The organism is Mycetohabitans rhizoxinica HKI 454 (assembly GCF_000198775.1).
GTDB classification, from domain to species: domain Bacteria; phylum Pseudomonadota; class Gammaproteobacteria; order Burkholderiales; family Burkholderiaceae; genus Mycetohabitans; species Mycetohabitans rhizoxinica.
This window is the reverse complement of record NC_014722.1, coordinates 2,528,473-2,552,412: the sequence shown is the minus strand read 5'-3', so window position 1 is coordinate 2,552,412 and position 23,940 is coordinate 2,528,473. Positions and strand designations below refer to the sequence as shown.

General features: G+C 61.6%; 24 protein-coding genes and 3 pseudogenes. 17 read left to right on the top strand and 10 right to left on the bottom strand.

Annotated elements, in window-relative coordinates; translation table 11 throughout:
* Positions 1-18: 18 nt before the first annotated feature.
* Together RBRH_RS11270 and gpmA are read right to left on the bottom strand one after the other, a co-directional pair.
* Positions 19-1,594: pseudogene (locus RBRH_RS11270) on the bottom strand (S41 family peptidase).
* Positions 1,595-1,709: 115 nt separating this feature from the next.
* Positions 1,710-2,456 (bottom strand): 2,3-diphosphoglycerate-dependent phosphoglycerate mutase, encoded by a 747-nt coding sequence (gpmA, locus tag RBRH_RS11265; protein ID WP_041754525.1) that lies wholly within the window; start codon positions 2,454-2,456, stop codon positions 1,710-1,712.
* Between the two features lie 123 nt (positions 2,457-2,579).
* On the opposite strand from gpmA, the gene RBRH_RS11260 reads away from it, so the two are divergent.
* The 4 genes from RBRH_RS11260 to RBRH_RS11245 all read left to right on the top strand — a co-directional run bounded on the left by RBRH_RS11260 (position 2,580) and on the right by RBRH_RS11245 (position 5,005).
* Complete coding sequence (locus tag RBRH_RS11260) at positions 2,580-3,002, top strand: rhodanese-like domain-containing protein (protein WP_041753880.1); 423 nt, start codon at positions 2,580-2,582, stop codon at positions 3,000-3,002.
* Positions 3,003-3,013: 11 nt separating this feature from the next.
* Positions 3,014-3,274, top strand: coding sequence for a glutaredoxin 3 (gene grxC, locus RBRH_RS11255; RefSeq protein ID WP_041754523.1), 261 nt, complete (start codon positions 3,014-3,016; stop codon positions 3,272-3,274).
* Positions 3,275-3,423: 149 nt separating this feature from the next.
* On the top strand, positions 3,424-3,909 hold the full coding sequence (secB, locus tag RBRH_RS11250) for a protein-export chaperone SecB (RefSeq protein ID WP_041754521.1): 486 nt from the start codon (positions 3,424-3,426) through the stop codon (positions 3,907-3,909).
* Positions 3,910-4,000: 91 nt separating this feature from the next.
* Positions 4,001-5,005 (top strand): NAD(P)H-dependent glycerol-3-phosphate dehydrogenase, encoded by a 1,005-nt coding sequence (locus tag RBRH_RS11245; protein ID WP_041753879.1) that lies wholly within the window; start codon positions 4,001-4,003, stop codon positions 5,003-5,005.
* A 132-nt stretch (positions 5,006-5,137) separates the two neighbouring features.
* Here the strand turns inward: RBRH_RS11245 and trmL are convergent, their stop codons facing one another.
* Together trmL and RBRH_RS11235 are read right to left on the bottom strand one after the other, a co-directional pair.
* Positions 5,138-5,608 (bottom strand): tRNA (uridine(34)/cytosine(34)/5-carboxymethylaminomethyluridine(34)-2'-O)-methyltransferase TrmL, encoded by a 471-nt coding sequence (gene trmL / locus RBRH_RS11240; protein ID WP_041753878.1) that lies wholly within the window; start codon positions 5,606-5,608, stop codon positions 5,138-5,140.
* A 76-nt stretch (positions 5,609-5,684) separates the two neighbouring features.
* On the bottom strand, positions 5,685-6,563 hold the full coding sequence (locus tag RBRH_RS11235; protein WP_083813477.1) for a ComF family protein: 879 nt from the start codon (positions 6,561-6,563) through the stop codon (positions 5,685-5,687).
* A gap of 67 nt (positions 6,564-6,630) precedes the next feature.
* Between RBRH_RS11235 and RBRH_RS11230 the strand changes: the two genes are divergently transcribed.
* The 6 genes and pseudogenes from RBRH_RS11230 (at position 6,631) to RBRH_RS11205 (ending at position 12,706) form a co-directional block, all read left to right on the top strand.
* Positions 6,631-7,689 carry a methyltransferase domain-containing protein gene (locus tag RBRH_RS11230; protein WP_370645090.1) on the top strand — a complete coding sequence of 353 codons (1,059 nt, stop codon included), beginning with the start codon at positions 6,631-6,633 and terminating at the stop codon, positions 7,687-7,689.
* Positions 7,690-7,920: 231 nt separating this feature from the next.
* Entirely contained in the window at positions 7,921-8,442 is a 522-nt protein-coding gene (locus RBRH_RS11225) for a DUF2244 domain-containing protein (protein WP_049786419.1), read from the top strand.
* Positions 8,436-9,644: pseudogene (gene coxB, locus RBRH_RS11220) on the top strand (cytochrome c oxidase subunit II); the annotation flags it as partial. The gene RBRH_RS11225 and the pseudogene coxB, both read left to right, overlap by 7 nt.
* A 60-nt stretch (positions 9,645-9,704) precedes the next feature.
* Positions 9,705-11,315, top strand: coding sequence for a cytochrome c oxidase subunit I (ctaD, locus tag RBRH_RS11215; protein WP_013436397.1), 1,611 nt, complete (start codon positions 9,705-9,707; stop codon positions 11,313-11,315).
* Between the two features lie 224 nt (positions 11,316-11,539).
* Positions 11,540-11,761 (top strand): DUF2970 domain-containing protein, encoded by a 222-nt coding sequence (locus RBRH_RS11210; protein WP_041753877.1) that lies wholly within the window; start codon positions 11,540-11,542, stop codon positions 11,759-11,761.
* A gap of 87 nt (positions 11,762-11,848) precedes the next feature.
* Positions 11,849-12,706 carry a cytochrome c oxidase subunit 3 gene (locus RBRH_RS11205; RefSeq protein ID WP_013436394.1) on the top strand — a complete coding sequence of 286 codons (858 nt, stop codon included), beginning with the start codon at positions 11,849-11,851 and terminating at the stop codon, positions 12,704-12,706.
* Positions 12,707-12,774: 68 nt separating this feature from the next.
* On the opposite strand, the gene RBRH_RS11200 is transcribed toward RBRH_RS11205, so the two are convergent.
* The gene (locus RBRH_RS11200; protein ID WP_041753876.1) at positions 12,775-12,984 is read right to left on the bottom strand and encodes a twin transmembrane helix small protein; all 210 of its coding nucleotides are present in this window, start codon (positions 12,982-12,984) and stop codon (positions 12,775-12,777) included.
* Between the two features lie 72 nt (positions 12,985-13,056).
* On the opposite strand from RBRH_RS11200, the gene RBRH_RS11195 reads away from it, so the two are divergent.
* The 7 genes and pseudogenes from RBRH_RS11195 to RBRH_RS11165 form a co-directional block, all read left to right on the top strand.
* Entirely contained in the window at positions 13,057-13,770 is a 714-nt protein-coding gene (locus tag RBRH_RS11195; RefSeq protein WP_041754514.1) for an SURF1 family protein, read from the top strand.
* Between the two features lie 198 nt (positions 13,771-13,968).
* Positions 13,969-14,586 carry an SCO family protein gene (locus RBRH_RS11190; protein ID WP_041753875.1) on the top strand — a complete coding sequence of 206 codons (618 nt, stop codon included), beginning with the start codon at positions 13,969-13,971 and terminating at the stop codon, positions 14,584-14,586.
* A gap of 41 nt (positions 14,587-14,627) precedes the next feature.
* The gene (locus tag RBRH_RS11185) at positions 14,628-15,737 is read left to right on the top strand and encodes a COX15/CtaA family protein (protein ID WP_013436390.1); all 1,110 of its coding nucleotides are present in this window, start codon (positions 14,628-14,630) and stop codon (positions 15,735-15,737) included.
* 7 nt (positions 15,738-15,744) lie between these two features.
* Positions 15,745-16,650, top strand: coding sequence for a heme o synthase (cyoE, locus tag RBRH_RS11180; protein ID WP_041753874.1), 906 nt, complete (start codon positions 15,745-15,747; stop codon positions 16,648-16,650).
* On the top strand, positions 16,650-17,318 hold the full coding sequence (locus RBRH_RS11175) for an SCO family protein (protein ID WP_083813522.1): 669 nt from the start codon (positions 16,650-16,652) through the stop codon (positions 17,316-17,318). The genes cyoE and RBRH_RS11175 overlap by 1 nt, the downstream gene beginning before the upstream one ends.
* A 128-nt stretch (positions 17,319-17,446) precedes the next feature.
* Positions 17,447-18,250, top strand: a complete 804-nt coding sequence (locus RBRH_RS11170) for a MetQ/NlpA family ABC transporter substrate-binding protein (protein ID WP_041753873.1) — start codon at positions 17,447-17,449, stop codon at positions 18,248-18,250.
* Between the two features lie 323 nt (positions 18,251-18,573).
* Positions 18,574-19,061: pseudogene (locus RBRH_RS11165) on the top strand (N-acetylglucosamine-6-phosphate deacetylase); the annotation flags it as partial.
* A 450-nt stretch (positions 19,062-19,511) separates the two neighbouring features.
* On the opposite strand, the gene cydX reads toward RBRH_RS11165, so the two are convergent.
* The 5 genes from cydX to rpoH form a co-directional block, all read right to left on the bottom strand.
* On the bottom strand, positions 19,512-19,634 hold the full coding sequence (gene cydX, locus RBRH_RS17435; protein WP_083813475.1) for a cytochrome bd-I oxidase subunit CydX: 123 nt from the start codon (positions 19,632-19,634) through the stop codon (positions 19,512-19,514).
* Between the two features lie 40 nt (positions 19,635-19,674).
* Complete coding sequence (gene cydB / locus RBRH_RS11155) at positions 19,675-20,814, bottom strand: cytochrome d ubiquinol oxidase subunit II (protein ID WP_041753871.1); 1,140 nt, start codon at positions 20,812-20,814, stop codon at positions 19,675-19,677.
* A 39-nt stretch (positions 20,815-20,853) separates the two neighbouring features.
* The gene (locus RBRH_RS11150) at positions 20,854-22,470 is read right to left on the bottom strand and encodes a cytochrome ubiquinol oxidase subunit I (RefSeq protein WP_041753870.1); all 1,617 of its coding nucleotides are present in this window, start codon (positions 22,468-22,470) and stop codon (positions 20,854-20,856) included.
* Positions 22,460-22,738 carry a cytochrome oxidase putative small subunit CydP gene (gene cydP / locus RBRH_RS11145; protein WP_041753869.1) on the bottom strand — a complete coding sequence of 93 codons (279 nt, stop codon included), beginning with the start codon at positions 22,736-22,738 and terminating at the stop codon, positions 22,460-22,462. Before cydP ends, RBRH_RS11150 begins: the two co-directional genes overlap by 11 nt.
* 204 nt (positions 22,739-22,942) lie before the next feature.
* Complete coding sequence (rpoH, locus tag RBRH_RS11140) at positions 22,943-23,869, bottom strand: RNA polymerase sigma factor RpoH (protein WP_041754512.1); 927 nt, start codon at positions 23,867-23,869, stop codon at positions 22,943-22,945.
* Positions 23,870-23,940: the final 71 nt, after the last annotated feature.

Here is a 23,940-nt window from a genome sequence, read left to right as displayed (position 1 = left end):
ACAACGCGCGCCCGGTGCCTAACGTGGCGCGGACGCGCCGGCGGGCGCCCATGCCGGGGCATTGTCGGTACCCGGCACTGCGGGTAGCGCGGGCTTCACCGCGATCGGCGCGGACGCGGAGCGGGGTGGCTTGTTCTCGGCCATCTTGCGCTCGGTCAGCGACTTGGAGACTTGCACTGGTTCGCCCTTGAGCTGGTGCATCGCCTGCTGCAGCATGAAGTCATCGCTGCTGCCAAATTCGATCGGTGGACGGCTGCGTTCCTTCTCGCGCTGTTCCTGTGTCTTCTTCGAATTCTGCTCCTCGAGCTGACGCAATTGGTCGAGCCGGTTCTGCTCGCGCTTTTCCTGCTCGGCCTTCTCGTTCGGGTCCTGCGTGTTGGCCAGGTGATTCGAGTAATCGACCTCGCGCGTGACCAGGGCATCGTCCGGATCGCCGTCCGCGAACTGGTCGACCGGAATATCGGGACGGATACCCTTATTCTGGATCGAACGGCCGCTCGGCGTGTAGTAGTACGCGGTCGTCAAGCGCAGGGCGGTGTCGGCGGACATCGGACGCACCGTCTGCACCGACCCCTTGCCGAACGTGGTCTTGCCCATGATCAGCGCGCGATGCTGGTCCTGCAGTGCGCCGGAGACAATTTCGGAGGCTGACGCCGAGTACGCATTGACTAGCACCACCATCGGCACCGTCTTGTAGATCGCGGGCAGGTTCTTGAGCGGGTCGCTGTCGAAGGTTGACAACCGATAGTTGTCGAACGTGTCGCGATAGGTCTGCTTGGCATCGGCGATCTGGCCATTGGTCGACACGACCACCGAGTCCGGCGGCAGGAACGCGCCGGCCACGCCGACCGCGCTTTGCAGTAGGCCACCACCGTTGTTGCGCAAGTCTAGGATCAAGCCCTTGAGTTGCGGTTGCTGGCGTGCGATATCGGCGAGCTTAGCCGCCAAGTCCGGCACGGTGCGCTCTTGGAAGCTCGTGATCCGCACCCATGCATAGCCTGGTTGCACAATCTTTACCTTCACGCTCTGCACTTTAATCACCGCGCGGGTGACGGTGACCGGGAACGTGCGCTCGTCGCTCTTGCGATAGATGGTCAACGTGACCTTGGTACCCGGCTCGCCGCGCATCTGCTTGACCGCCCGGTCCAACGTCATGCCGCGTACCGGCTTGTCGTTGACCCGCGTAATCAGGTCGCCCGAAGCGGATGCCGGCGCGAAATGCCGGCGTATCCTCAATCGGCGAGATGACCTTCACCAGGCCGTCCTCTTGCGTGATTTCGATGCCTAGCCCCGCGAAGCGCCCCTTCGTCTGTTCCTGCAGCTCTTGATAGTCAGTCTTGTCCAGGTACGATGAGTGCGGATCCAGGCTCGACACCATGCCTTTGATCGCCGCGGTCAACAGCTTCTTGTCGTCGACCGACTCGACGTACTCGTGCTTAATCTGGCCGAATACCTCGGCGAACAGCCGCAACTGATCTAGCGGCAGTGGCGCGGTCGTGCTGGTCGCGGCGGACGCCGAGAATTGGAGCGTGGCGAACATGCCGGTCGCGAGGCCGGCGGCAATCAGACCTGCGTTCTTCAGAGTCTTGCGCATAAAGTGAACAGTTGCAGTGGCGTGTTATGGCGCGCGGCGGCGCCCGGCGGGCGCGCTAATCGGAGAGCAAGTATAACCGCCCTTGGACAGGCCACTGGCGGCACGGTTCGGAAAATTAGGCAGCCTTACCCTGGTTCGCGACCGCGGCCTGCGCGTTGGCGATCGCCTCTGCGTCACCTAGATAATAGTGCTTGATGGGTTTGAGCGCTTCGTCCAACTCGTAGACGAGCGGCACGCCGTTCGGGATGTTCAGCCCGACGATATCGATGTCTGAGATGCCGTCCAGGTATTTGACCAGCGCGCGGATCGAGTTGCCATGCGCGGCGATTAACACGTTGCGGCCCGACTTGATGGCCGGCGCGATCGATTCGTTCCAGATTGGCAGCACGCGCGCGACCGTGTCCTTCAGGCACTCCGTGAGCGGCAGCAACTCGCGCGCCACCTTGGTGTAGCGCGGGTCATCGTACGAGGTGCGCGGATCGGACGGCTCGAGCGCCGGCGGTGGCGTATCGTAGCTGCGCCGCCATATCAGCACCTGCTCGTCACCGTACTGGGCTGCCGTTTCAGCCTTGTTCAGCCCGGACAGCGCGCCGTAGTGCCGCTCGTTCAGGCGCCACGAGTGCACGACGGGGATATACATCAGATCCATTTCATCCTGCACGTGCCACAGCGTGCGGATGGCGCGCTTGAGCATGGACGTATACGCGATGTCGAACGTGTAGCCGGCCTGCTTAAGCAGCACGCCGGCTTGCCGCGCTTCGGCCGCGCCTTTGTCGGTGAGGTCGACGTCGACCCAGCCAGTGAAGCGGTTTTCCTTGTTCCACGTCGATTCGCCGTGGCGGATGAGGACGAGCTTGTACATGTCAATGTCAACGGTAGTCAGGAAGCGGTAAGCCGCCGGCGCACGCCGATCCAATGGCGCACGTCAGTGCATCGGACGGATATTTTATAATGTCGGATTGTTTTCTTTGTGCGAATTCCATCCGTGAAATTTTTCACCGAGCCAGCCAACCTTGTATTGATCGCCATTGCCCTCATCTCCGGGGGACTGCTGCTGTGGCCGGTCATCACGCGGCGCGACCGCGGCCTGTCCGCCGCGGACGCCACGCAACTGATCAACCGCCGCAATGCGGTCGTCATCGACCTGCGTGGTGCCGATGAATTCGCGCAGGGCCACCTGCCGCAAGCGCGTCATCTGCCGTTTGATGAGTTGAAGAGTAAAGTTGCACAGGTGGCCAAGAACAAGAGCACGCCAGTGCTGCTAGTCTGCCAAAACGGCGGGCATTCAGCCAGGGCGCAGAATGTGCTAAAGGAGGCCGGCTACGCGCAAGTGTTCACGTTGCAAGGCGGCGTCAACGCGTGGCGGCAGTCCGGCATGCCGGTCGTCAAGCAAGGAGCGGCGAAATGAGCAAGGTGGAAATGAGCAAGGTGGTAATGTACAGCACGCAGGTCTGTCCGTATTGCCAGATGGCCGAGCGTCTGTTGAGGTCGCGCGGCGTCGAGCACATCGAGAAAGTGCTGATCGATCGTGATCCTGAGCGTCGGGCGGAAATGATGGAGCGCACTGGCCGGCGTACAGTGCCGCAAGTCTTCATCGGCCAGACCCACGTCGGCGGCTACGATGACCTGTCCGCGCTCGACCGTGCCGGCGGGCTGATGTCGCTGCTCGAGGCAGTCTGACGTCTGTCTGAGCACGAGACCTTTGCCGACGCCTTGCGGCGTCGGCAGGCCGTTATACGCGCGCGCCCCGTTCGCTGGGCCGCGCCATTCGGGCGACGTGCGGCGGCTCGATGCCGTGTGCACTTGCCCCTTTCACCGAAGGAAAGTTCATGTCCGACCAGCAGAACAACCAGCCGTTCTTCAACATCCAGCGCATTTATTTGAAGGATTTGTCGCTCGAGCAGCCGAATTCGCCGGCAATCTTCCTGGAGCAGGAGATGCCCAGTGTTGAAGTCGAAGTCGACGTTAAGGCGGAGCGGCTTGCTGACGGCGTGTTCGAGGTGATCGTGACGGGCACCGTGACGGCAAAGGTCGCCACCAAGGTGGCTTTCCTGATCGAGGCCAAGCAAGCTGGCATCTTCGATATACGCAACATTCCGAACGAGCAGATCGATCCGCTGATCGGCATCGCATGCCCGACGATTATTTTTCCGTACCTGCGCTCAAACATCGCCGATGCGATCACCCGTGCCGGCTTCCCACCTATCCACTTGGCCGAAATCAACTTTCAGGCGCTGTACGAGCAGCGGCTGGCGCAGGTCAATGACCAGCCAGGTAACGGCGCGGCCAACGAAGGCTCCGCGACTACGCACTGAACGCGGTGCAGATGAGCGACGCACAGCCGATCGCCGTGGAACCGACTATCTGGACGGATTGCAACGATGTTGCTGATGTGAGGTGCTGGCAATGAAAGTTGCCGTACTCGGCGCCGGTGCGTGGGGCACCGCGCTGGCCAGTCACCTTGCGCAGCGCCATGATACGCTGCTGTGGGCCCGCGATCCGGCCCTCGTGGCCGACCTTGCTGCCGCGCGCGAGAATCGCCGCTACCTGCCAGGCATCGCGTTGGACCCCGCACTGTGCTACGAGTCCGACCTGGAGATCGCGTTGCAGCATGCGCTTGCGCACGATGCGCTGTGCGTGCTTGGCACGCCGGTCGCGGGGCTGGCCGCCGCCTGCACCGCGATGCGCGATACGGGCCACGTACCGGCACACCTTGTTTGGTTGTGTAAGGGCTTCGATGTAGACACGATGCATCTGCCGCATCAACTCGTTGCCGATGTGCTAGGCGCGCCCCCGAGTTGCGGCGCGCTGTCCGGCCCGAGCTTCGCGCGGGAAGTGGCCCAGGGCCTGCCCGTCGCGCTGACCATCGCCAGCGCGAGCGCCGAATGCCAGCGGCGCACCGTCGATGCATTCCACCATGGCTCGATGCGCGTCTATACGGGAGACGATGTCGTCGGCGTCGAGGTGGGCGGTGCGGTCAAGAATGTGCTAGCAATTGCCACCGGCATTGCCGACGGGCTCGGACTGGGTCTGAATGCGCGGGCTGCGCTGATCACGCGCGGGCTGGCGGAAATGACGCGATTGGGCGTCGCGCTCGGTGGACGGTACGATACCTTTACCGGTCTGACCGGGCTGGGTGATCTGATCCTGACCGCGACTGGGGATCTGTCGCGCAACCGCACTGTGGGTTTCCAACTGGCAGCCGGACGCGCGCTGGGCGAGATCCTAGCCGCGTTGGGGCATGTCGCCGAAGGGGTGCGATGCGCGCGCGCGGTATTGGCCATCGCGCGGCAGCATGGGATCGAGATGCCGATTACCGAAGCCGTCTGTGGCGTGCTGTTCGACGGCGTAGCGCCTCGCGCCGCGGTCGACGCGCTGTTGCGGCGGGAGGTGAAGGCCGAGACGCGTTAAACGGCGGCGGCCGCGATGCTCGTCTGCCGGCACAGCATGCTAAGGGCCATCAGCGTGTGCTGCGTGCTTGCATTCATGGACCACGAGGTTCTAGGCGAGCAGCCGGGACAACGGTGCGGACCATCGTGCCGTTTAGGTGCCGCCCTCGAAGCCATGCTGCCGCCACGCCTCGAACACCACAACGGCCACCGTATTGGACAGGTTCAGGCTGCGGTTGCCTGCCCGCATCGGCAGACGTACGCGCTGGTCGACGGCAAAGTGCTGCAGCACTGTGTCGCACAGGCCCCGCGTTTCGGCGCCGAAGACAAACCAATCGCCGGGTTGGAACGCGCGGTCTCCAAACATCGACGAGCCACGGGTCGTGAAGGCGAACATCCGGGCTGGGTCGGGCTGCTGCGTGGCGAGCAGTGTGCTCCAGTCCTGGTGCACGCGCATCTGCGCGTATTCGTGATAATCGAGACCGGCGCGGCGCATCTTCGCGTCGTCCAGTGGAAAGCCCAGCGGCTCGACCAGGTGCAGCGTGGCGCCGGTATTCGCGCATAGGCGAATGATGTTGCCGGTGTTCGGCGGAATCTCGGGTTCGACTAGAACGACGTTAAACATGGAATGGGTCAATGAGGTGGCTGGCGTGGGCATCGACGCACGAGCGCCGGTCGTGATCGTGGCCGCTTGGGGCCGATTACGCGCGCGGCGTGCGCAGTGCGACGAAATTGGTGACGCGTCGCGCGCCGGCATCCTTGAGCATTCGCGCAAGCGTATCGAGCGTTGTCCCAGATGTCATCACGTCGTCCACGATGCCCACGTGTTGGCCGCGGACCGTCTTGCGCAGCGCGAACGCGCCAGCCAGATTCGCGTGCCGGGCGGTTGTGCCGAGCAGCGCTTGTTGTCCGGTGTCGCGCACACGCACGACAGCGCGCGGATCGGCGCGCACGCTGAGGCGCCGGGCGAGCACACGTGCGATCTCCCAAGCCTGGTTGTAGCCGCGCGACGAGAGCCTCGACGCTGAAAGTGGTACGGCGATCAATGCGTCGGGCAACTCGGGCAGGTCTTGCGACGCGAGTGCCAGCCGGCGCGCGAAATCGCGTCCAAGCTCGATACGGGAGCGAAATTTCAAGTCGGCCACCAACTGGTCGAGCGGCGGCGCATAGTCGGCAAGCGTCACGGTGGCGTCGAACGCCGGTCGTGTCTGGACGCAAAACGAGCAATGCGTTGCAACGTTGCGCGGCAGTGGCAGCGCGCAGCGCGGGCAGCGTAGCCGTGCTTCATTCCAGTAAATTTCATCGCAAGCGTCGCACAGTACATCATGCGACAAATTGCCACAGAGTGCGCACTGCGTCGGCAATGCATGGCGCCAAGCGCTGTGGCATAAGCTGCGCAGCTTGGCTACCCAGCGGCGCTGCCCGCGGCCGGTACGCGCCCCGCCGGGGGCATGGCTTGAGTGGGCGATGCGTACTGCCGCCGTGGCGGGCCGCGCGTGGCTGCGCCGTCGGTCACTGCTGTGATCGTTGACGGATGTACGGTCGCGGGCCGGCGTGGGCAATGGGGTAGACTGCTTCATCAGAAACGGAAACGGATACTGGATTAGGGCGGTCGAACGAGTATACTGCGGCCCTTCCCGCAAGCCTATGCTCATGCCAACCGACCACGACCGTCCGGCGGACCAAGACACCGATACGGATGCGCAGCGCGCTCCCGGGTTGCGCCAGCTCAGGCAGATTTTTGATCGTCGTGCCGCGCAATTTCGTGACGTGGCGTTCTTGCCGCGCGAGATCGCGCAGCGCATGCATGAGCGATTGCAGTACATCAAGCTGCAGCCGGTGCGGGTGCTCGACGCGGGGTGCGGCACGGGCGAGGACATCGATGCGCTGCGCGCGCGCTTCACGCCGGCCAGCGTCTATGGCGCGGACCTATCGCGCGCGATGCTCGGCGCCGCGCACGCGTTGGGGTGCGGTGGTGCCCACGCGGCGTCCGGGCAGCCCGCCCCAGCGGGCGGCTGGCGCCGTCTGCTGCCGGCCGCATTGCGTCATCTTGCGCCGGGCCGCGCTCGACCGCGCGACCGGGTGCAGGCCGACTTCGGCGCGCTGCCGTTTGCGCCGGAGTGTTTTGACTTGCTATGGTCAAATTTGGCGCTGCAGTGGCATGCGCGTCCGGACCGGGTGTTTCCCGAGTGGCAGCGGGTACTGAAAACTGGCGGGCTGCTGATGTTCTCCACGCTCGGTCCTGATACGCTGCGCGAGCTGCGTAGGGCGTGGGCGGTCGCAGATGGTGGCGCGGCGCAGCATGTGCTCGACTTTGTCGATATGCATGACTGCGGCGACATGCTGGTTGCCAGCGGCTTCGAGATTCCAGTGATGGATATGGAGACGCTCACAGTCACGTACGCGTCCCCGCAATCGCTGCTGGCCGATGTGCACCGCTGGGGGGCAATGCCACCGCAGAGTGCGCGGCGCGGCGACGCGCGCGCCGATGTGTCGCGCGGCCTGATTTCGCGCGGCATGTATCGTCGCCTGCTCGACGCGCTGGAAGCGCAACGGCAGCCCGACGGCACGATACCGCTCACCTTTGAGGTGGTCTACGGTCATGCGTGGAAGGCCGTGGCTCGCGTGACGCCTGAAGGCCATGGCATCGTCCGCGTCGACGAGATCGGCCATATGTCGCGCGGTGCGCGCAGGATGTCTTTCTGATGCATCGGCATGCGCGCGTGGGCGGCGGGACCGATACTTCGTTATCCCGGAAATCGCTGCTGAAAATGACTGTCGCAAACTGCGTCAAAATGGCGCAGAGGCTTGTCGGGCAAAGGTTCGAGCCGGTTTGGCGTTGCTTGTGGATGACCATGAACCCGCCTATAATGCGTCAGTTTGTCGCTTGGGGGTCCGCACTATGGGGGCGATGGGCACGTAGCACGAGGAGCGGCGATGGAGGCAATGACATGGCCAACCGATTCCGGTCCGGTGTTGAAGGACTGGATGCAGCGGCGCAACTGTTCGGCGTCTCCGCGTCAGTTCGTTTGCTTCTACTTGTTGCTCGTGCTGGTATCCTGCTCGATTGGACTGGCCGTCGCGCTCAGCGGCGCGTGGCTGGTGCTGCCTTTTACGGGCATCGAACTCCTCGCGGTAGGTGTCGCGTTCATCATTTACGCGCGCCATGCGGTCGATTACGAATACATCCGTCTGTGCCCGGACCATCTTTTGATCCGACGGGTGAGCGCCGGCAGCGTCACGCAGTTCGAGTTCAATCCGTGCTGGGTTCGGATCGAGCCGGGACGCGAGCCGCGCCAATGCGTGACCGTGGCATCGGGTCGGGTGTCGGTATCGGTTGGGCGGCATCTTGCGTTCGAGCATCGCGCCGAGTTTGCACGCGAATTGCGCGCGTGGCTCAAGCAGTGCACGTCGTGCGGGCACCGGGGCAGCAGGGCGGAAGGCGAGTCTGAATGGTAATTTTGGGTAAGGAAGCTATGAAAACAATCAAGCGAGCCTTCGCGGGCATGCTTGCCGCGAGTACGTGGCTCGTCGCAGGCACGGCCCAGGCGATCAATGATGCGCCGGGTGGCCCGGCGGTCAATCAACTGAATTTCCAGCCGCCCGTCACCAAGATCGCCGAGGAGCTTTACGGCTTGCATACGATGATGCTGATCATCTGTGCGGTGATCTTTGTCGGCGTGTTTGGCGTGATGTGCTATTCGATCATCGTGCATCGCAAATCGAAAGGCTTCAAACCTGCTCACTTTCACGAAAGCACCACCGTCGAAATCATTTGGACCGTCGTGCCGTTCTTGATCGTCGTGTTGATGGCGCTGCCTGCGACGAAGGCGGTGGTCGCGATGAAAGACACCTCTAACGCGGACTTGACGGTCAAGGTCACCGGCTACCAATGGAAATGGGGCTATGACTATGTGAAGGGGCCGGGTGAGGGCATCAGCTTTTTATCGACGCTGACGACGCCACGCTCGATGATCAACGGCAAGGAGCCGATTTCCGATACCTATCTGCAGGAAGTCGATTATCCGCTCGTTGTGCCGGTGGGCCAGAAAATCCGGATCATCACGACTGCCGCAGATGTCGTGCACTCGTGGTACGTGCCTGCGTTCGGTGTCAAGCAAGACGCGATCCCCGGCTTTACACGCGAAACGTGGTTCAAGGCCGAAAAGGTCGGGACGTACCGGGGTTTCTGCACCGAGCTGTGTGGTAAAGAGCACGCGTATATGCCGGTCGTCGTCGAAGTCAAGAGCGCAGACGACTATGCGAAATGGGTCGCTGATGAGCAAAAGAAAATGAGCGCGTCGGCCAATGAGCCGAACAAAATGTACACGATGGATGAACTGAAGGAGCAAGGCGCAAAAGTGTATGCGGCCAACTGCGCGGTTTGCCATCAACCGAGCGGCAAGGGCACGGGGCCGTTCCCGGCGCTTGACGGCAGCGCGGTCGTCAAAGGCCCGATTGCCGGACACTTGGACCTCGTGCTGAACGGGAAGGGACAAATGCCGGCATGGGGCCCGACGTTAAGCGATGTTGAAATTGCGTCAGTCATCACGTTTGTGAGCAATACGTGGGACAACCATAACGGTGTGGTATTACAACCCCGACAGGTCGCAGACGCGCGCAACGGCAAGGTGCCTGCCGTCGCGGTAGTGGGCAACGGCGCCTGATGTCCCGCATGCAACCGTTGATTCGGCCCCGGAATTTGTTTTAGGAGAAGTGTTATGCCAACGATCGGACACGACGTCGCGGCAGGTCACGATCACGCACACGACCATGCGCACGATTATCCGCATGGCTGGCGGCGCTGGTTGTTCGCAACCAACCACAAGGACATCGGCACGCTGTACCTGATTTTCTCGTTCGTGATGTTTTTGTCGGGCGGGGTGATGGCGCTGCTGATCCGTGCGGAGTTGTTTGAACCCGGCCTGCAGATTATGCGGCCCGAGTTCTTCAACCAACTCACGACGATGCACGGGCTGATCATGGTGTTCGGCGCGATCATGCCGGCATTTGTTGGCTTTGCGAACTGGATGGTGCCGTTGCAAATCGGCGCGGCTGACATGGCGTTTGCGCGGATGAATAACTTCAGCTTCTGGCTGCTGCCGGTTGCCGCGGTACTGCTGGTCGGCTCGTTTTTCTCGCCGGGCGGCGCGACCGCCGCGGGCTGGACGTTGTATGCGCCGCTGTCAGTGCAAATGGGGCCGGGCATGGACCTGGGCATCTTTGCGGTGCACATCATGGGTGCGTCGTCGATCATGGGCGCGATCAACATCATCGTGACGATTTTGAACATGCGCGCGCCTGGCATGACGCTGATGAAAATGCCGATGTTCTGCTGGACCTGGCTGATCACCGCATTCTTGTTGATCGCAGTGATGCCGGTACTGGCCGGCGCGATCACGATGTTGTTGTTTGATCGGCATTTCGGCACGGCATTTTTCAATCCGGCCGGCGGCGGTGACCCGGTGCTATATCAGCATATCTTCTGGTTCTTCGGTCATCCGGAAGTCTATATCATGATTCTGCCGGCATTCGGGATCATCTCGCAGGTGGTACCGGCCTTCTCGCGCAAGCCACTGTTCGGCTATAGCTCGATGGTGTATGCAACGGCGTCGATTGCGATCCTGTCGTTCATGGTATGGGCGCACCACATGTTTGTGACCGGCATGCCGGTCACCGGGCAGCTCTTCTTCATGTACGCGACGATGCTCATTGCGGTGCCCACTGGCGTCAAAGTGTTCAACTGGGTCGCGACGATGTGGCGTGGCGCGCTCTCGTTTGAGACGCCGATGCTGTTCGCAATCGGCTTCATCTTCGTGTTCACGATGGGCGGCTTTACCGGATTGATCCTGTCGATGGCGCCGCTCGATGTTCCGCTTCATGGCACGTATTACGTGGTCGCGCACTTCCATTACGTACTTGTTGCCGGCTCACTGTTCGCGCTGTTTGCCGGATGGTATTACTGGTCGCCAAAGTGGACCGGCTGGATGTATAACGAGACACGTGGAAAGATCCATTTCTGGGCGTCGATGATCTTCTTCAACCTCACGTTTTTCCCGATGCATTTCCTCGGGCTGGCCGGTATGCCGCGCCGCTACGCTGACTATCCGGCTCAGTTCACCGATTTCAACCAAATTGCGACGATCGGTGCGTTTGGCTTTGGACTTGCACAGGTGTACTTCCTGTTGGCGGTTGCGTTGCCTACGTACCGTGGTCATGGCGAACACGTGAAAGCGGACGACAAACCATGGGATGGTGCAACGGGGCTTGAGTGGACAGTGCCGAGTCCGGCGCCATTCCATACGTTCGAAATGCCGCCGACGGTCAAATGAGCACCGGACGGTAATCGAGGCTAGCGTGCTGTTATTGTGATAGGAGGCCCTGGCGTGCGCCAGGGCCGTCAAATGATGCGAACGGATTTACAAAAAAGACGAACACCAGCCCAGCAACGTGCGGCCAACTTTCGGTTGCTGGCTATTTTGATCGCAATTGTTGCCGTCTTCTTTGTGAGTGTCGTGCTCAAGCATCTAATCCCATGAAAGACGGGAGGACGGTCATGCCTGATCGGCCCAAGAATTTGAGTGCCGTCGCGAGTGTTATCCGATCGATGCGGGCGGTGCTATGGTCGTTTTTTGGTGTACGCAAGGGCAAGGAGCATGAACGCGATTTCGCGAGCCTGAACCCGCTGCATGTGATTATTGCAGGCTTCGTTTGCGCTGCGGTGTTCATCGGGATCTTGCTGGTGGTCGTTCACTTCGTGACACAGCCGAGCATTTAATCGCGCCAGCCGGTGTCGGTTGTAGATGATTGCGGACAAGACAGGGCCTGCATCAAGAAAGAACTGGACTGAAGTGGAGAATCAATCATGAGCGGACAAAACGAGAGCCCGTATTACTTCATACCGAATCCGTCGCAGCATCCGATAGCTGCGGCGATGGGCTTGTTGGCCATGCTCGGCTCGCTCGCCGGCTGGATTAACGGTGTGCCGTTCGCGTCACTGACGTTTGCACTCGGTCTCGCTTGGTTGTTATTTGTGTTGTGGCACTGGTTCGGCGACTCGATCGGCGAGTCCGAGACTGGCATGTATGGCAAGCGCGTCGACACGTCGTATCGGTGGAGCATGAGCTGGTTCATCTTTTCCGAAGTAATGTTCTTTGGCGCATTCTTTGGTGCGTTGTTTTATGCCCGGCAGTTCGCGCTGCAAGACCTCGGTAACCTGGATGCGAAGTTGATATGGCCTGATTTTTCGGCGGTGTGGCCGAACAATGGTCCGTCCAACCTGGTGGCGCACTTTAAGTCGATGCAGCCGTGGCCCATTCCAACGATCAATACTGCGTTGCTGCTGACGTCCGGCGCGACGTTGACGGTCGCGCATCATGCGTTGCGCGACGATCATCGGAACAAGGCAATCGTGTGGCTGGCCGCGACGGTGCTGCTCGGTGTGATCTTCTTGTTCATGCAAGGCTATGAGTATTTTCACGCGTACAACGAGTTGAACCTGAAGTTGACCTCTGGCGTCTACGGCTCGACGTTTTTTCTGCTGACCGGGTTTCACGGTTTTCACGTGACGATGGGCGCGTTGATGTTGGCCGTTGTGTTGGTACGACTGATCCGCGGACACTTCAAACCCGATCATCATTTCGCGTTTGAAGGCGCCGCGTGGTACTGGCACTTCGTTGATGTCGTTTGGCTCGGACTGTATGTGGTGGTCTACTGGATGTAGTGGCTACTGCGACAAAACGCCGCCCTCAGCGAGGGCGGCGTTTTGCTTTGTGCGGGACATGACAAAATTTAGCGTCCGTATGGAATGCCAGTGGCCTGTATCCAGCCCATCCAATGCGCGAAAAGGATGAACAGAAATAACGCGATGGATAGACCGACGCGGGTGACGAGCGACCATACCATCCGCTTGGTCTTGCCGCGATCGTGCATCATAAAGTATAGGGCTGACGCCATGCTGGCGATGATTAGCGCGAACGCGATGGCAACGAGGATATGCATGAAGAAGGCCGGAAAAGACTGTTCCACTATTATCTCACCACGTTCCGTGTCCGGCGGAGCTGAGCCCGCATGCTGAAAATTCGCTTTTGGCCCGCGTTGGCTGTGCTGATCGTTGTCGCGGTCACGGTGCGACTCGGTTTCTGGCAGCGCGACCGCGCGCACCAGAAAGAGGCGCTGCAGGCGCGTATCGAGCGGTTCGAGCATGCGAGCCCGATACCGCTAAACGCTCGCACAGCCCTGGCGGATGTCGAGTTCCACCGCGTCGTGGCGCGCGGCCGGTTCGTACCGGACTCGACGGTCTATCTGGACAATCGGTTGCATAACGACCAGCCTGGTTTCTACGTCGTTACGCCGTTGAAGCTGGAGGCAGGCGGCTACGTGCTGGTCAATCGGGGTTGGCTGCCTCGCAACGCGCAGCAGCGTAGTGTGATCGCGCCCTATCGCACGCCGTCCGGCGTTGTGACGATCGAAGGCGTCGCTCGGGCAGACGCGTCGCGCGCGTTTGAGCTTGGACAAGGTGGGTCGACGCCGCACCAGTCGATCCGCCAAAACCTGGATGTGGCATCGTACGCAGCGGAGACTGGTTTGCCGCTGGAGCCATTCGTGCTGCAACAGACCAACGACACGGCGGACGGGCTGGTGCGTGACTGGCCGGCGCCGAATACCGGCGTCGAGCGCAACTACGGCTATATGGTGCAGTGGTGGGGTATGGCGTTGGCGGCGCTTGTCTTCGGGCTCTATGCGGCGCGGCGCGCCGCTCGGGGCGGCAACGACGCCCAGGCTTGATCCCACGTTGGCGCGTATTGTGCATGCGTATGTATGTACGTATGTATGTGTGTGTGCGTGACTGTGGTGGTGGCACATGCAACGCATAGTCGCGTGCCAACCGATGTCGTGAATGAAGTGTGAAGGAGTGTAGCGTTGACGGATTCTTCTCGATCGAAACCCGATCTCGACGTACCGGGTACGCGCCATGCCGGCCCGATGGCCACTGGCGTGCCCGCATCCCGCCGCGTCAGACAGCGCGCGCGGTGGATGCTGCTGCTGCTGGCCGCGGTTTGTGCCGCGCCCGTCATCGCGTCGTACTTGATGTACTACGTGTTCAAGCCCACTGGCGGCTCGGTTAGCTACGGCCAATTGATCCAGCCGCAGCGGCCGATTCCGGACAATCTCGTCGTGCGCGACGAAACCGGTCATCCGATGCGGCTCGATTCGCTGAAAGGTCAGTGGCTGTTGATTTCAGTCGATCCGAGCGCTTGCGATGACGCCTGTGCGAAGAAGCTGTACTTCATGCGGCAGGTGCGCGCGACGCAGGGCGCTGAACGTGAGCGAGTACTGACTGTATGGCTGCGGACCGACGACGGCGCGATACCGGAGCGTGTCGCCAACGCGTATCCAGACACGCGCAAGCTCATCGTGCCGCCGGCGCAGGTCGCCGCGTGGTTGCCGCCCGATCCGGATTTGGCCAGTGATTCGATCGCTTCACACCTTTACTTGGTCGACCCGAACGGGAACTTGATGATGCGCTTTCCGCATGATCCGGATCCGTCGCGAATCAAGCATGACCTGACCAAACTGCTCAAATGGTCGAGAATCGGTTAAACGGGCGGACCACCTTTCCATGAAGTCCATACAGAATTGCCATGTTTGTCGTTGAACTTGCGCTCATCGGCGCGGCGCTCGCGCTGTTGCCTCTGGGCTGGATCCTGTGGCGGGTGCGCTCGGACCGCTATCGCAAGCTTGCCTGGCTAACGATGTTCTTGACGCTGGATCTGGTGATGTTCGGCGCCTTTACGCGCTTGACCGACTCGGGCCTGGGCTGTCCGGATTGGCCTGGTTGCTATGCAAGTTCGTCGCCGTTTGCCGCACATGCGTCGATCGCTGCCGCCTATGCGGCGATGCCGAGCGGACCGGTTAGCGTGATGAAGGCCTGGATTGAGATGATCCACCGCTATTTTGCGATGGCCATCGGGCTGTTGATCGTGCTGATGACCGGGATCGCATGGATTCGGCGCTGGCGTGGCCAGCCTTTGCCGGCTTCGCCGTGGTGGCCGACCGCATTGCTGGCGTTGGTGCTGGTGCAGGGGGCATTCGGCGCGTGGACCGTGACGTTGAAGCTGCAGCCGGTAATCGTGACCATGCACTTGCTGCTTGGCCTTGGGCTGCTGGCGGCGCTCGGCTTGTTCGCTGCGCGCATGACGCCGGCACCACAGCGGGAGCCGGCTACCGGCCGCGGTTTTGCGGCCGCGCTTATCGCGCTTGTGCTGGTGATCGTGCAGATTGCGCTCGGTGGCTGGGTGAGCACAAATTACGCCGTGCTCGCGTGCACCGACTTTCCGACCTGTAACGGACAATGGGTGCCGCCAATGGACTTCGCACAGGGATTTCACTTGTGGCGGGCCCTCGGCCTGAATGCCAATGGCGAGGTGATTACGCAGGACGCACTCGTGGCGATTCACTGGACGCATCGCACATTCGCGATGGTCGTGCTTGCCTATCTGCTCGGATGGGCGTGGCGCATACGGCGCTTGAAGGGACTGACACGGCTTGCCGACGGCGTGCTGGCGGTCGTCGTGCTGCAGTTCTTGACCGGCTTGTCCACCATTGTGCTGCAATGGCCGCTGCCCGTTGCCGTCGCGCACAACGGCGGCGCGGCGATCCTGCTGTTGCTCGTTGTCATGTTAAACTGGCGCATTGCCTCCAGCCGCACCGTTGTCGCCTCGTCGGCGTCATCGAGCGCTGTCACCGCGTGATTCACGAATGGACAGTACCACGCTTCGTCCCTTGTCCGGCAGCCGCATCGCACAGTATTTTGCGTTGACCAAGCCGCGTGTCACCCAACTCGCCGTGTTCTGCGCGGTGATCGGCATGTTTTTGTCCACGCCCGGCATGGTGCCGTGGCAGAAGCTGGTCGGCGGCACGATTGGCATCTGGCTGTTCGCTGGCGCGGCGTTCGCAATCAATTGCCTGGTCGAGCAACGTATCGACGCGAGGATGCGGCGTACCGCATGGCGCCCCTCGGCACGCGGCGAGATCACGCCGGCACAAATCCTGACCTTTTCCGCGGTGCTGGGTGGGTTGGGCATGTGGACGCTATATACGTTCACGAACGCGTTGACGATGTGGCTGACGTTCGCGACGTTCATCGGCTACGCGGTTATCTATACGATGCTGCTAAAGCCCGCCACGCCGCAGAACATCGTGATTGGTGGCGCCTCGGGCGCGATGCCGCCCGCGTTGGGTTGGGCGGCGGTGCAGGGCGCGGTGCCGGGTGACGCATGGATCCTCGTGCTGATCATCTTCGTCTGGACGCCGCCGCATTTCTGGGCGCTAGCGTTGTATCGTCGCCAGGACTACGAGAGCGCGAAGTTGCCGATGCTGCCCGTCACCCATGGCGTGCGCTTCACCGCGCTGCATATCCTGTTGTACACGCTCGTGCTGTTCGCCGTCACGCTGATGCCGTTCGTCTCCGATATGAGCGGGGTGCTGTACCTCGCCAGCGCGGTCGTGCTCGGCGTATTGTTCCTGAGCTACGTGTGGAAAATGTATCGCGACTATTCGGACGAGATCGCGCGTAAGACATTTCGTTATTCGATTGTCTATTTGTCGCTGTTGTTCGTCGCGTTGCTGATTGACCACTACGTGCGCAGTTGGATCGGTTTCTGATGTCGGCGCGCGCTTTTTTCCATCTGGCGGTGGCCCGGGCGGTATCCGGTCCACGCGAAGCGGCTCGCGCGAGCCATGGTGGGTTGCGGCGCGCGGTGGCCGCGGTCGTGGCCGGCACGGCGCTCGCCTTGGGTGGCTGCGGCGACAAGCCGGCGTTCAAGAACGTCGACATCACCGGCGCGAGCCAGCTCGGCACCGACTTCGCGCTTGCTGATACCAACGGCCACGTCCGCACGCTGGCCGATTTCAAAGGTAAGGTGGTGGTGCTGTTCTTCGGCTACCTGCACTGCCCGGATGTGTGCCCGACGACGATGGCCGAACTTGCGCAAGCGATGCAGCAATTGGGCGACCAGGCAAAACGCGTGCAGGTGCTGTTCGTCACGCTCGACCCGCAGCGCGACAGTGCGCCGCTGCTCGCACAGTATGTCGCGGCGTTCCATCCGTCGTTCATCGGCCTGCGTCCTGCCAACGAGACGCAGTTGTTAAAGGTGACCAAGTCGTTTCGCGTGTACTCCGCGAAAGTGCCGGGCAAGGACGGTGCCGATTACACGGTGGACCACACTGCCGCGAGCTACGTGTTTGATCCTGCCGGCAAGCTGCGCCTGTACGCGCGAGATGGCCAAGGGCCCGGGCCGTGGGTGCACGATATCAAGCTGTTGCTCGACTAGGCTAGCTCCCCATCGGATGGTGCTTCGGTGATTTTTCCGTAAAAGCATAAGCGTATGCGTATTCGGTAGTTCACTTCATCGGTGTAGCCATGCGACCATCGCGTTCTCAAAATCGAGGGGAAGTATCCATGCTACGCAGAACACTACTGAAAACGCTGTCCATCATCGCGATGGCAGCTGCATTGTCGAACGTTGCGCGAGCCGATCCGGTGCTGCGCGTGGGCACGATGAACGGCCCGGACGCGCAGATTTGGGCGCAGGTCGCGAAGGTGGCGGCGAAGCACAACTTGAAGATCAAGGTCATCGAATTCAATGACTACGTGCAGCTGAATGCCGCGCTCGATGCCGGCGACCTGGACGCGAACGGCTTCCAGCACCAGCCGTTCCTGGACAGCCAGGTCAAGCAGCGCGGCTACAAGATTGTAAACGTGGGCCTGACCTATGTGTCGCCGATGGGCTTCTACTCGAAGAAGTTCAAGTCGTTGAAGGACCTGCCGGAAGGCGCCAAAGTAGGTATCCAGAATGATCCGTCCAACGGCAACCGCGCGCTGTTGCTGCTGCAGAAATACGGGATCATCAAGCTGAAGGCCGGCGCGGGTGTGGACGGCGTCAACGCGACGCCGCTGGATGTGATCGAGAATCCAAAGAAGATCAAGCTGGTCGAGTTAGATGCCGCGCAGATGCCGCGCTCGCTCGATGACTTGGCTGCTGCATCGATCAATAACAACTACGCAGTGAGCGCCGGCCTCTCGCCGATCAGAGATGCGATCGCGGTCGAAGACCTGAAGGGACCGTATGCGAACCTGATCGCCGTGCGCGTGCAGGACAAGGACAAGCCGTGGGTAAAGAAGCTGGTGGCCGCGTACGAGTCCGACGACATTCGCAAGTTCCTCGAGACGCAATTCAAGGGCGCGATCCTGCCCGCGTTCTAAGGCGCGACGCTTGCGGTGCGGTGTCCGGCGAGCGCGCGAAGTCTGCGGCCCGTTGCGCGATCAACGCGGCGACCCGTTGCACCATCGTGCCTATGCGTCTGCAGCGTCCCGTGCCGGTACACGATCCAGCCTAGATCGCTGGGTTGCGGGTCGCTTCATGTCACCTGCGCCGCGGCGCCCGGGCGGGCGCCAAGCAATGATTCGATCGTGCGCAGTGTTGTCGTAAGTTGCCGTGGCTCGCGACGCGAAAGCCTGTCCAGGATGCCGGAGATTTCCTGACGCGCGTGGATAATTCGTGCAGCACACGGGCTGCGGTCAACGAACACTTGTTCAATGCGATGTCGCCGATGCATCACCGCGATCCGGGCATGGTCGGGGCTGCACTGGCTCATGCTGCGTATGCAGAGATCATCCCCGATTTGCTGCATGTGCATCCCGGTGCCATCCGAGCCGCGTTGCGCGCGATCCCGCGCTTGTACGTGGTGACCGATAGCACGTCGGCTGCTGGGATGCCGGACGGCGAGTATCACCTGGGCAGCCAGCGTGTCACGAAATGTCTAGGCGGCGTGCGGCTGGCCGGCGGCACGCTGGCGGGCAGCACCTTGACAATGGACCAGGCGCTGCGCAATCTCGTCTCGATTGGTTTGCCGATCGCCGACGTGTCGGCACGTCTGTCGCGTCATGCGGCGGACTACCTAGGGTTGGTTGACCGGGTCGCATCGAGCGGAGCGCATGGGCCGATCTGGTGGTGATCGATCGCGAACTGGCACTCGCTGCCACGTACGTCGAAGAAGAAGCCGTTGTCGATTAGGCTTAACGAGGCGTTGGCCTCGCCCGAATTCGTGGCCGCGCAACTGGCCCCCGGGACGCGTCCCGCACCGACGCGCAAGTCAAGTTGTACGCATTTGGTGGCTATGTGACGCTAGTGGGCGCGCATGCGGCGGATGTTCGCGCGCGGCATACTGGAGCCGATCGCGATGACCCGGCTGCGCGTGGTCGTGCGCGACCCTTTTGCCGTGACCGACAACGGCTCGCGAACCTGGACGTCGCATGGGTTGCCGTCGCACGTTCCACATCATATGCGGCAATGCGGCCGAGCGCTACGCGATGTACTGCCCGGAATGGGGCGCCGCGCGGTCTTTCTCCCGCTGCTGCCTACCGACAGCCCGCACGCCGACGCTGCATGCGGCGGCGATTTAGGCAAGGTCAAGGTGCGCGAGATCGGTGAAAACCGTCGGCCGGCACCAGCCATTTCAGCGCGTTACTTCTCCGTGCTAGGCTTTGCAAGTCTTTGTGCGTCGCGATGCGACTCGAGCCACATCGCGTTAATAACACCGAACGCGAGTGCGACGCCAATACCTAATATCCAGCTGAAATACCACATGTTCTGCTCCGTCAGATCGGTCGATTGAAGTAGCGCCCGCTTAGTACATCGAGTGCGTGTTGCTTTGCACACCTTGCTCGGTGACCTTGCCGCGCATCACGCGATAGACCCAGCTGGTGTACAGCATGATCAGCGGCACGAACACGATCACCACGATTAGCATGATGCCCAGCGTGCGATGGCTCGACGTCGAGTCCCACAGCGTCAGGCTGCTGGCTGGGTCCAGCGACGATGGCATGATGAATGGGAACATCGAGAAGCCTGCGGTCAGGATCACGCCGGTCACCAGCAGCCCCGTCATGATGAAGCACAGCATAGTGAAGCGCGACGAAGCAAGCGCCAGTGCGAGCACGCCGGCCACGATGCCCAGCGCCGGCGCGAGCATCATCCACGGGTAGGCGATGTAGTTGGCCATCCACAGGCCGGGCGCAGCGGCTACGCGCTTGAGCAGCGGATTGGCCAGCGCGTCCAGCGGTGCCGCGCGGGTGATCTCGAAGCCGGTAATGCGGGTGGCCACGAAGATGCCGGCCATGATAAACAGCACGACCGTGATCAGCGACGCGATGCGCAACACGTGCGATGCACGGCGCGCGATTGCTCCCTCGGTCTTGATGCGCAGGAACGCGGCGCCGTGCGCGACCAGCATGCCGACGCTGACCGCGCCGCACAGCACTGCGAACGGGTTCAGCAGCGCGAAGAAGCCGCCATGGTAGCTCACGCGCAGCTCGTCGTCGAAGCGGAACGGCACGCCTTGCAGCAGGTTACCAAACGCGACGCCGAACACCAGCGCGGGAATCGCGCTACCGGCGAACAACGCCCAGTCCCAGCTCGTGCGCCACCGCGGATCGTCGCGCTTGGCGCGGTACTCGAAGCCGACCGGTCGCATGAACAGCGCGAACAACACCAGCAGCATCGCGAAATAGAAGCCGGAAAAGGAAGCGGCGTAGACCAGCGGCCACGCGGCGAACATTGCGCCGCCGGCCGTGATCAGCCATACCTGGTTGCCTTCCCAGGTGGGGCCAATCGCGTTGATGATGACGCGACGTTCGGTGTCGGTCTTGCCGATGAACGGCAGCAGTGCACCGACTCCCATGTCGAAGCCATCAGTGAGCGCGAAGCCGAGCAGCAAGACGCCGATTAGCACCCACCAAATGACCTTTAAAGTTGGATAGTCAAACATAGTAATTTTGTCCAGTAACAAAGGCTTCGATCCACGGCATCAGGCTGGCCCTGCGTGAGACAGCTGCTGGGTTTCGTAAGCTGTTGCGTCGGCATGTTGCTGCGGTAGCTCGTGATGGTAGCGGCCGGTATGCAGCGACGACGGCCCGAGCCTTGCATATTTGAACATCAGCGTGATCTCGACGATGAATAGCACCGTGTAGAACAAGATGAACCCGCCGATGCTCAGATACAGATCCGATGGCGCCAGGCTGGAGGCTGACGAGAACGTTGGCAGCACACCGGCGATCGTCCACGGCTGGCGGCCCACTTCGGCGACGATCCAGCCAAACTCGGCAGCGAGCCACGGCAATGGGATCGCCCAGACGCACCAGCGCAGGAACCAGCGCCGGCTCTCATGCGCCAGACTGCGCGTGGCGCAGAACCAGAAGGCGAGCACGAATGTCACGAGGAACAGGATGCCCAGACCGACCATCAGCCGGAACGACCAGAATACCGGTGCCACGGGGGGGATTGAGTGCTTGGCCGCTTCGGCGATTTGCGTGTCAGTCGCATTCAGCACGTCCGGTGCATAGCGCTTGACGAGCAGCCCGTAGCCGAGGTTGTTCTTGTGGGCGTCAAACACCGCGCGCGTTGCATCGGACGTGTCGCCCTGCTTCATCTTTTGCAGCGCCCCATACGCGACGATACCGTTGCGGATGCGCTGCTCGTTCTGAGAGATCAGATCGCGCAGCCCGACTACGGGCTCGTCAATCGAGCGCGTGGCGATCAGCCCCAACGCGTAAGGTACGCGCAGTGCGTAGTCGGTGCGTTGCTCGTCCTGGTTCGGCAAGCCGAATACGGTGAACGCAGCGGGTGCCGGCTCGGTGGTCCATTCTGCTTCGATCGCGGCAAGCTTGGCTTGCTGGATTTCGCCGGTCGTGTAACCTGACTCGTCGCCGAGCACGATCACGCACAGCGTCGAGGCCAGCCCAAAGCCGGCCGCGACGGCAAATGAGCGCAATGCGAAATCGACGTCGCGCTTCTTCAACAGATACCACGAGGATACGCCGAGCACAAACATCGCCGCCGTCACATACCCTGCCGATACGGTATGGACGAACTTGACCTGTGCGACCGGATTGAATACCACGTCGAACAAGTTGGTCAATTCCATGCGCATCGTCTCGTAATTGAACTCAGCGCCGACCGGATTGTTCATCCAGCCGTTGGCGATCAGAATCCACAACGCCGACAGGTTCGAGCCGAGTGCGACGAGGAACGTGACGATCAGATGCCCGACGCGCGACAGCCGGTCCCAGCCGAAGAACATGAGTCCAACGAACGTCGATTCGAGGAAGAACGCCATCAGGCCTTCCACCGCGAGCGGTACGCCGAAAATATCGCCGACGTAGTGCGAGTAGTACGACCAGTTCGTGCCGAATTGGAACTCCAGCGTGATGCCGGTCACCACGCCCATCGCAAAGTTGATGCCAAACAGCTTGGCCCAGAATTGGGTCATGTCCTTGTAGACCTGCTTGCGAGTCATCACGTAGACGGCTTCCATGATGACCAACAGCCAGGACAGACCCAGCGTCAGTGGGACGAAAAGAAAGTGGTACAGCGCAGTAATGGCGAACTGCAGCCGCGAAAGGTCGACGACTTCGCTACTTATCATGATGATCACCTAAAGCGGGCGGATGTGATGCGGGCACCGACAACAGCGCTTGCGCGACTTGGGCCGGCGGCAGTTCCATGTGCGGTGCCTGGGGATGACTAAATAATGTGTACTTGAAGACGAGCAGGATCGCGACCTTGGCCATCACGACCAGTGTCAACTCGCGAGCTAGTCCAGGGCGGCGCAGGATCGCGACCAGCATACCGGGGCGCTGCGCAGGGCCGGCATGGCCGGTATCGGTGCTGTGGCGAACGTCATGGCTGAGCATAGTGTTTCGTGTGCTGCGCGGTAGGCGCGACTTCAACGAAACCCATTTTATAGGTGGGGGGTAATGAGGGGCAGTTATTGCGACGCGTCAAACCGCCGCATTTTCACCGCGACGCGGCCCCGCACACGCGTATTGTGGCGATTTGTCGCGGTGCAAACAAAAACCCGGCCGAAGCCGGGTCCGATGCGTGCAGGCACGAAACACTCACGCGTACTGTTGCAGCGCACTGCGCATCTTCTTCATCGCGCTCGCCTCGATTTGGCGGATGCGCTCGGCGGATACGCCGAACTCGTCGGCCAACTCGTGCAGCGTCGCGCCGCCCGAGCCGTCGTCCTGCACCTGCAGCCAGCGCGCCTCGATGATGCGGCGGCTGCGCGCATCGAGCGATTCAAGCGCCTCGGCCAGGCCCTCAGTCTGCAGCAGGTCGCGCTGGCGTGAAGCGAGCACCGTGGTCGGCTCGGTACGCGAGTCGGCCAGATAGGCGATCGGCGCGAACGATTCCTCACCGTCCTCGAATTGCCCTTCGAGCGCGATATCGCCGCCGGCCAGCCGCGTTTCCATCTCGGTCACTTCTTCGCGCTTAACGTTCAGTTCCTTCGCAAGCCCTGCGATCTCGTCCGGTGTGAAGGCCTGCATGCCCTGCTTGTGGCTGCGCAGGTTGAAAAACAGCTTGCGCTGCGCCTTCGTCGTCGCGACTTTCACCATGCGCCAGTTGCGCAGGATGTATTCGTGGATCTCGGCCTTGATCCAATGGATCGCATACGACACCAGCCGTACGTTCTGGCGCGGATCGAAGCGCTTGACGGCCTTCATCAGGCCGATGTTGCCTTCCTGAATCAGGTCCGCGTGAGGCAGACCATAACCCAGGTAGTTGCGCGCAATCGACACCACCAGCCGCAGGTGGGACAGCACCAACTGACGTGCGGCATCCAATTTGTTCTGCTCGCGGTATTCGATCGCAAGACGCGTTTCGTCGGCCTGCGACAATAGCGGGATGCGGTTGACCGCCTGAATGTAAGCGTCGAGATTACCCAACGTACCCGGCAGCATCGACTTCGAGGCGAGCGCCAGCGCACCCGCGCCAGCCGGCGCCAGGCTTGCAGGGGTCGGTAGGGTCATTGCGTTGCTCACTCGTGTCACTCCTTTATGGGCAGCTCCATGCACTGCCGCGCAAACGGCATTCCGCTACATCTTAGCACTCA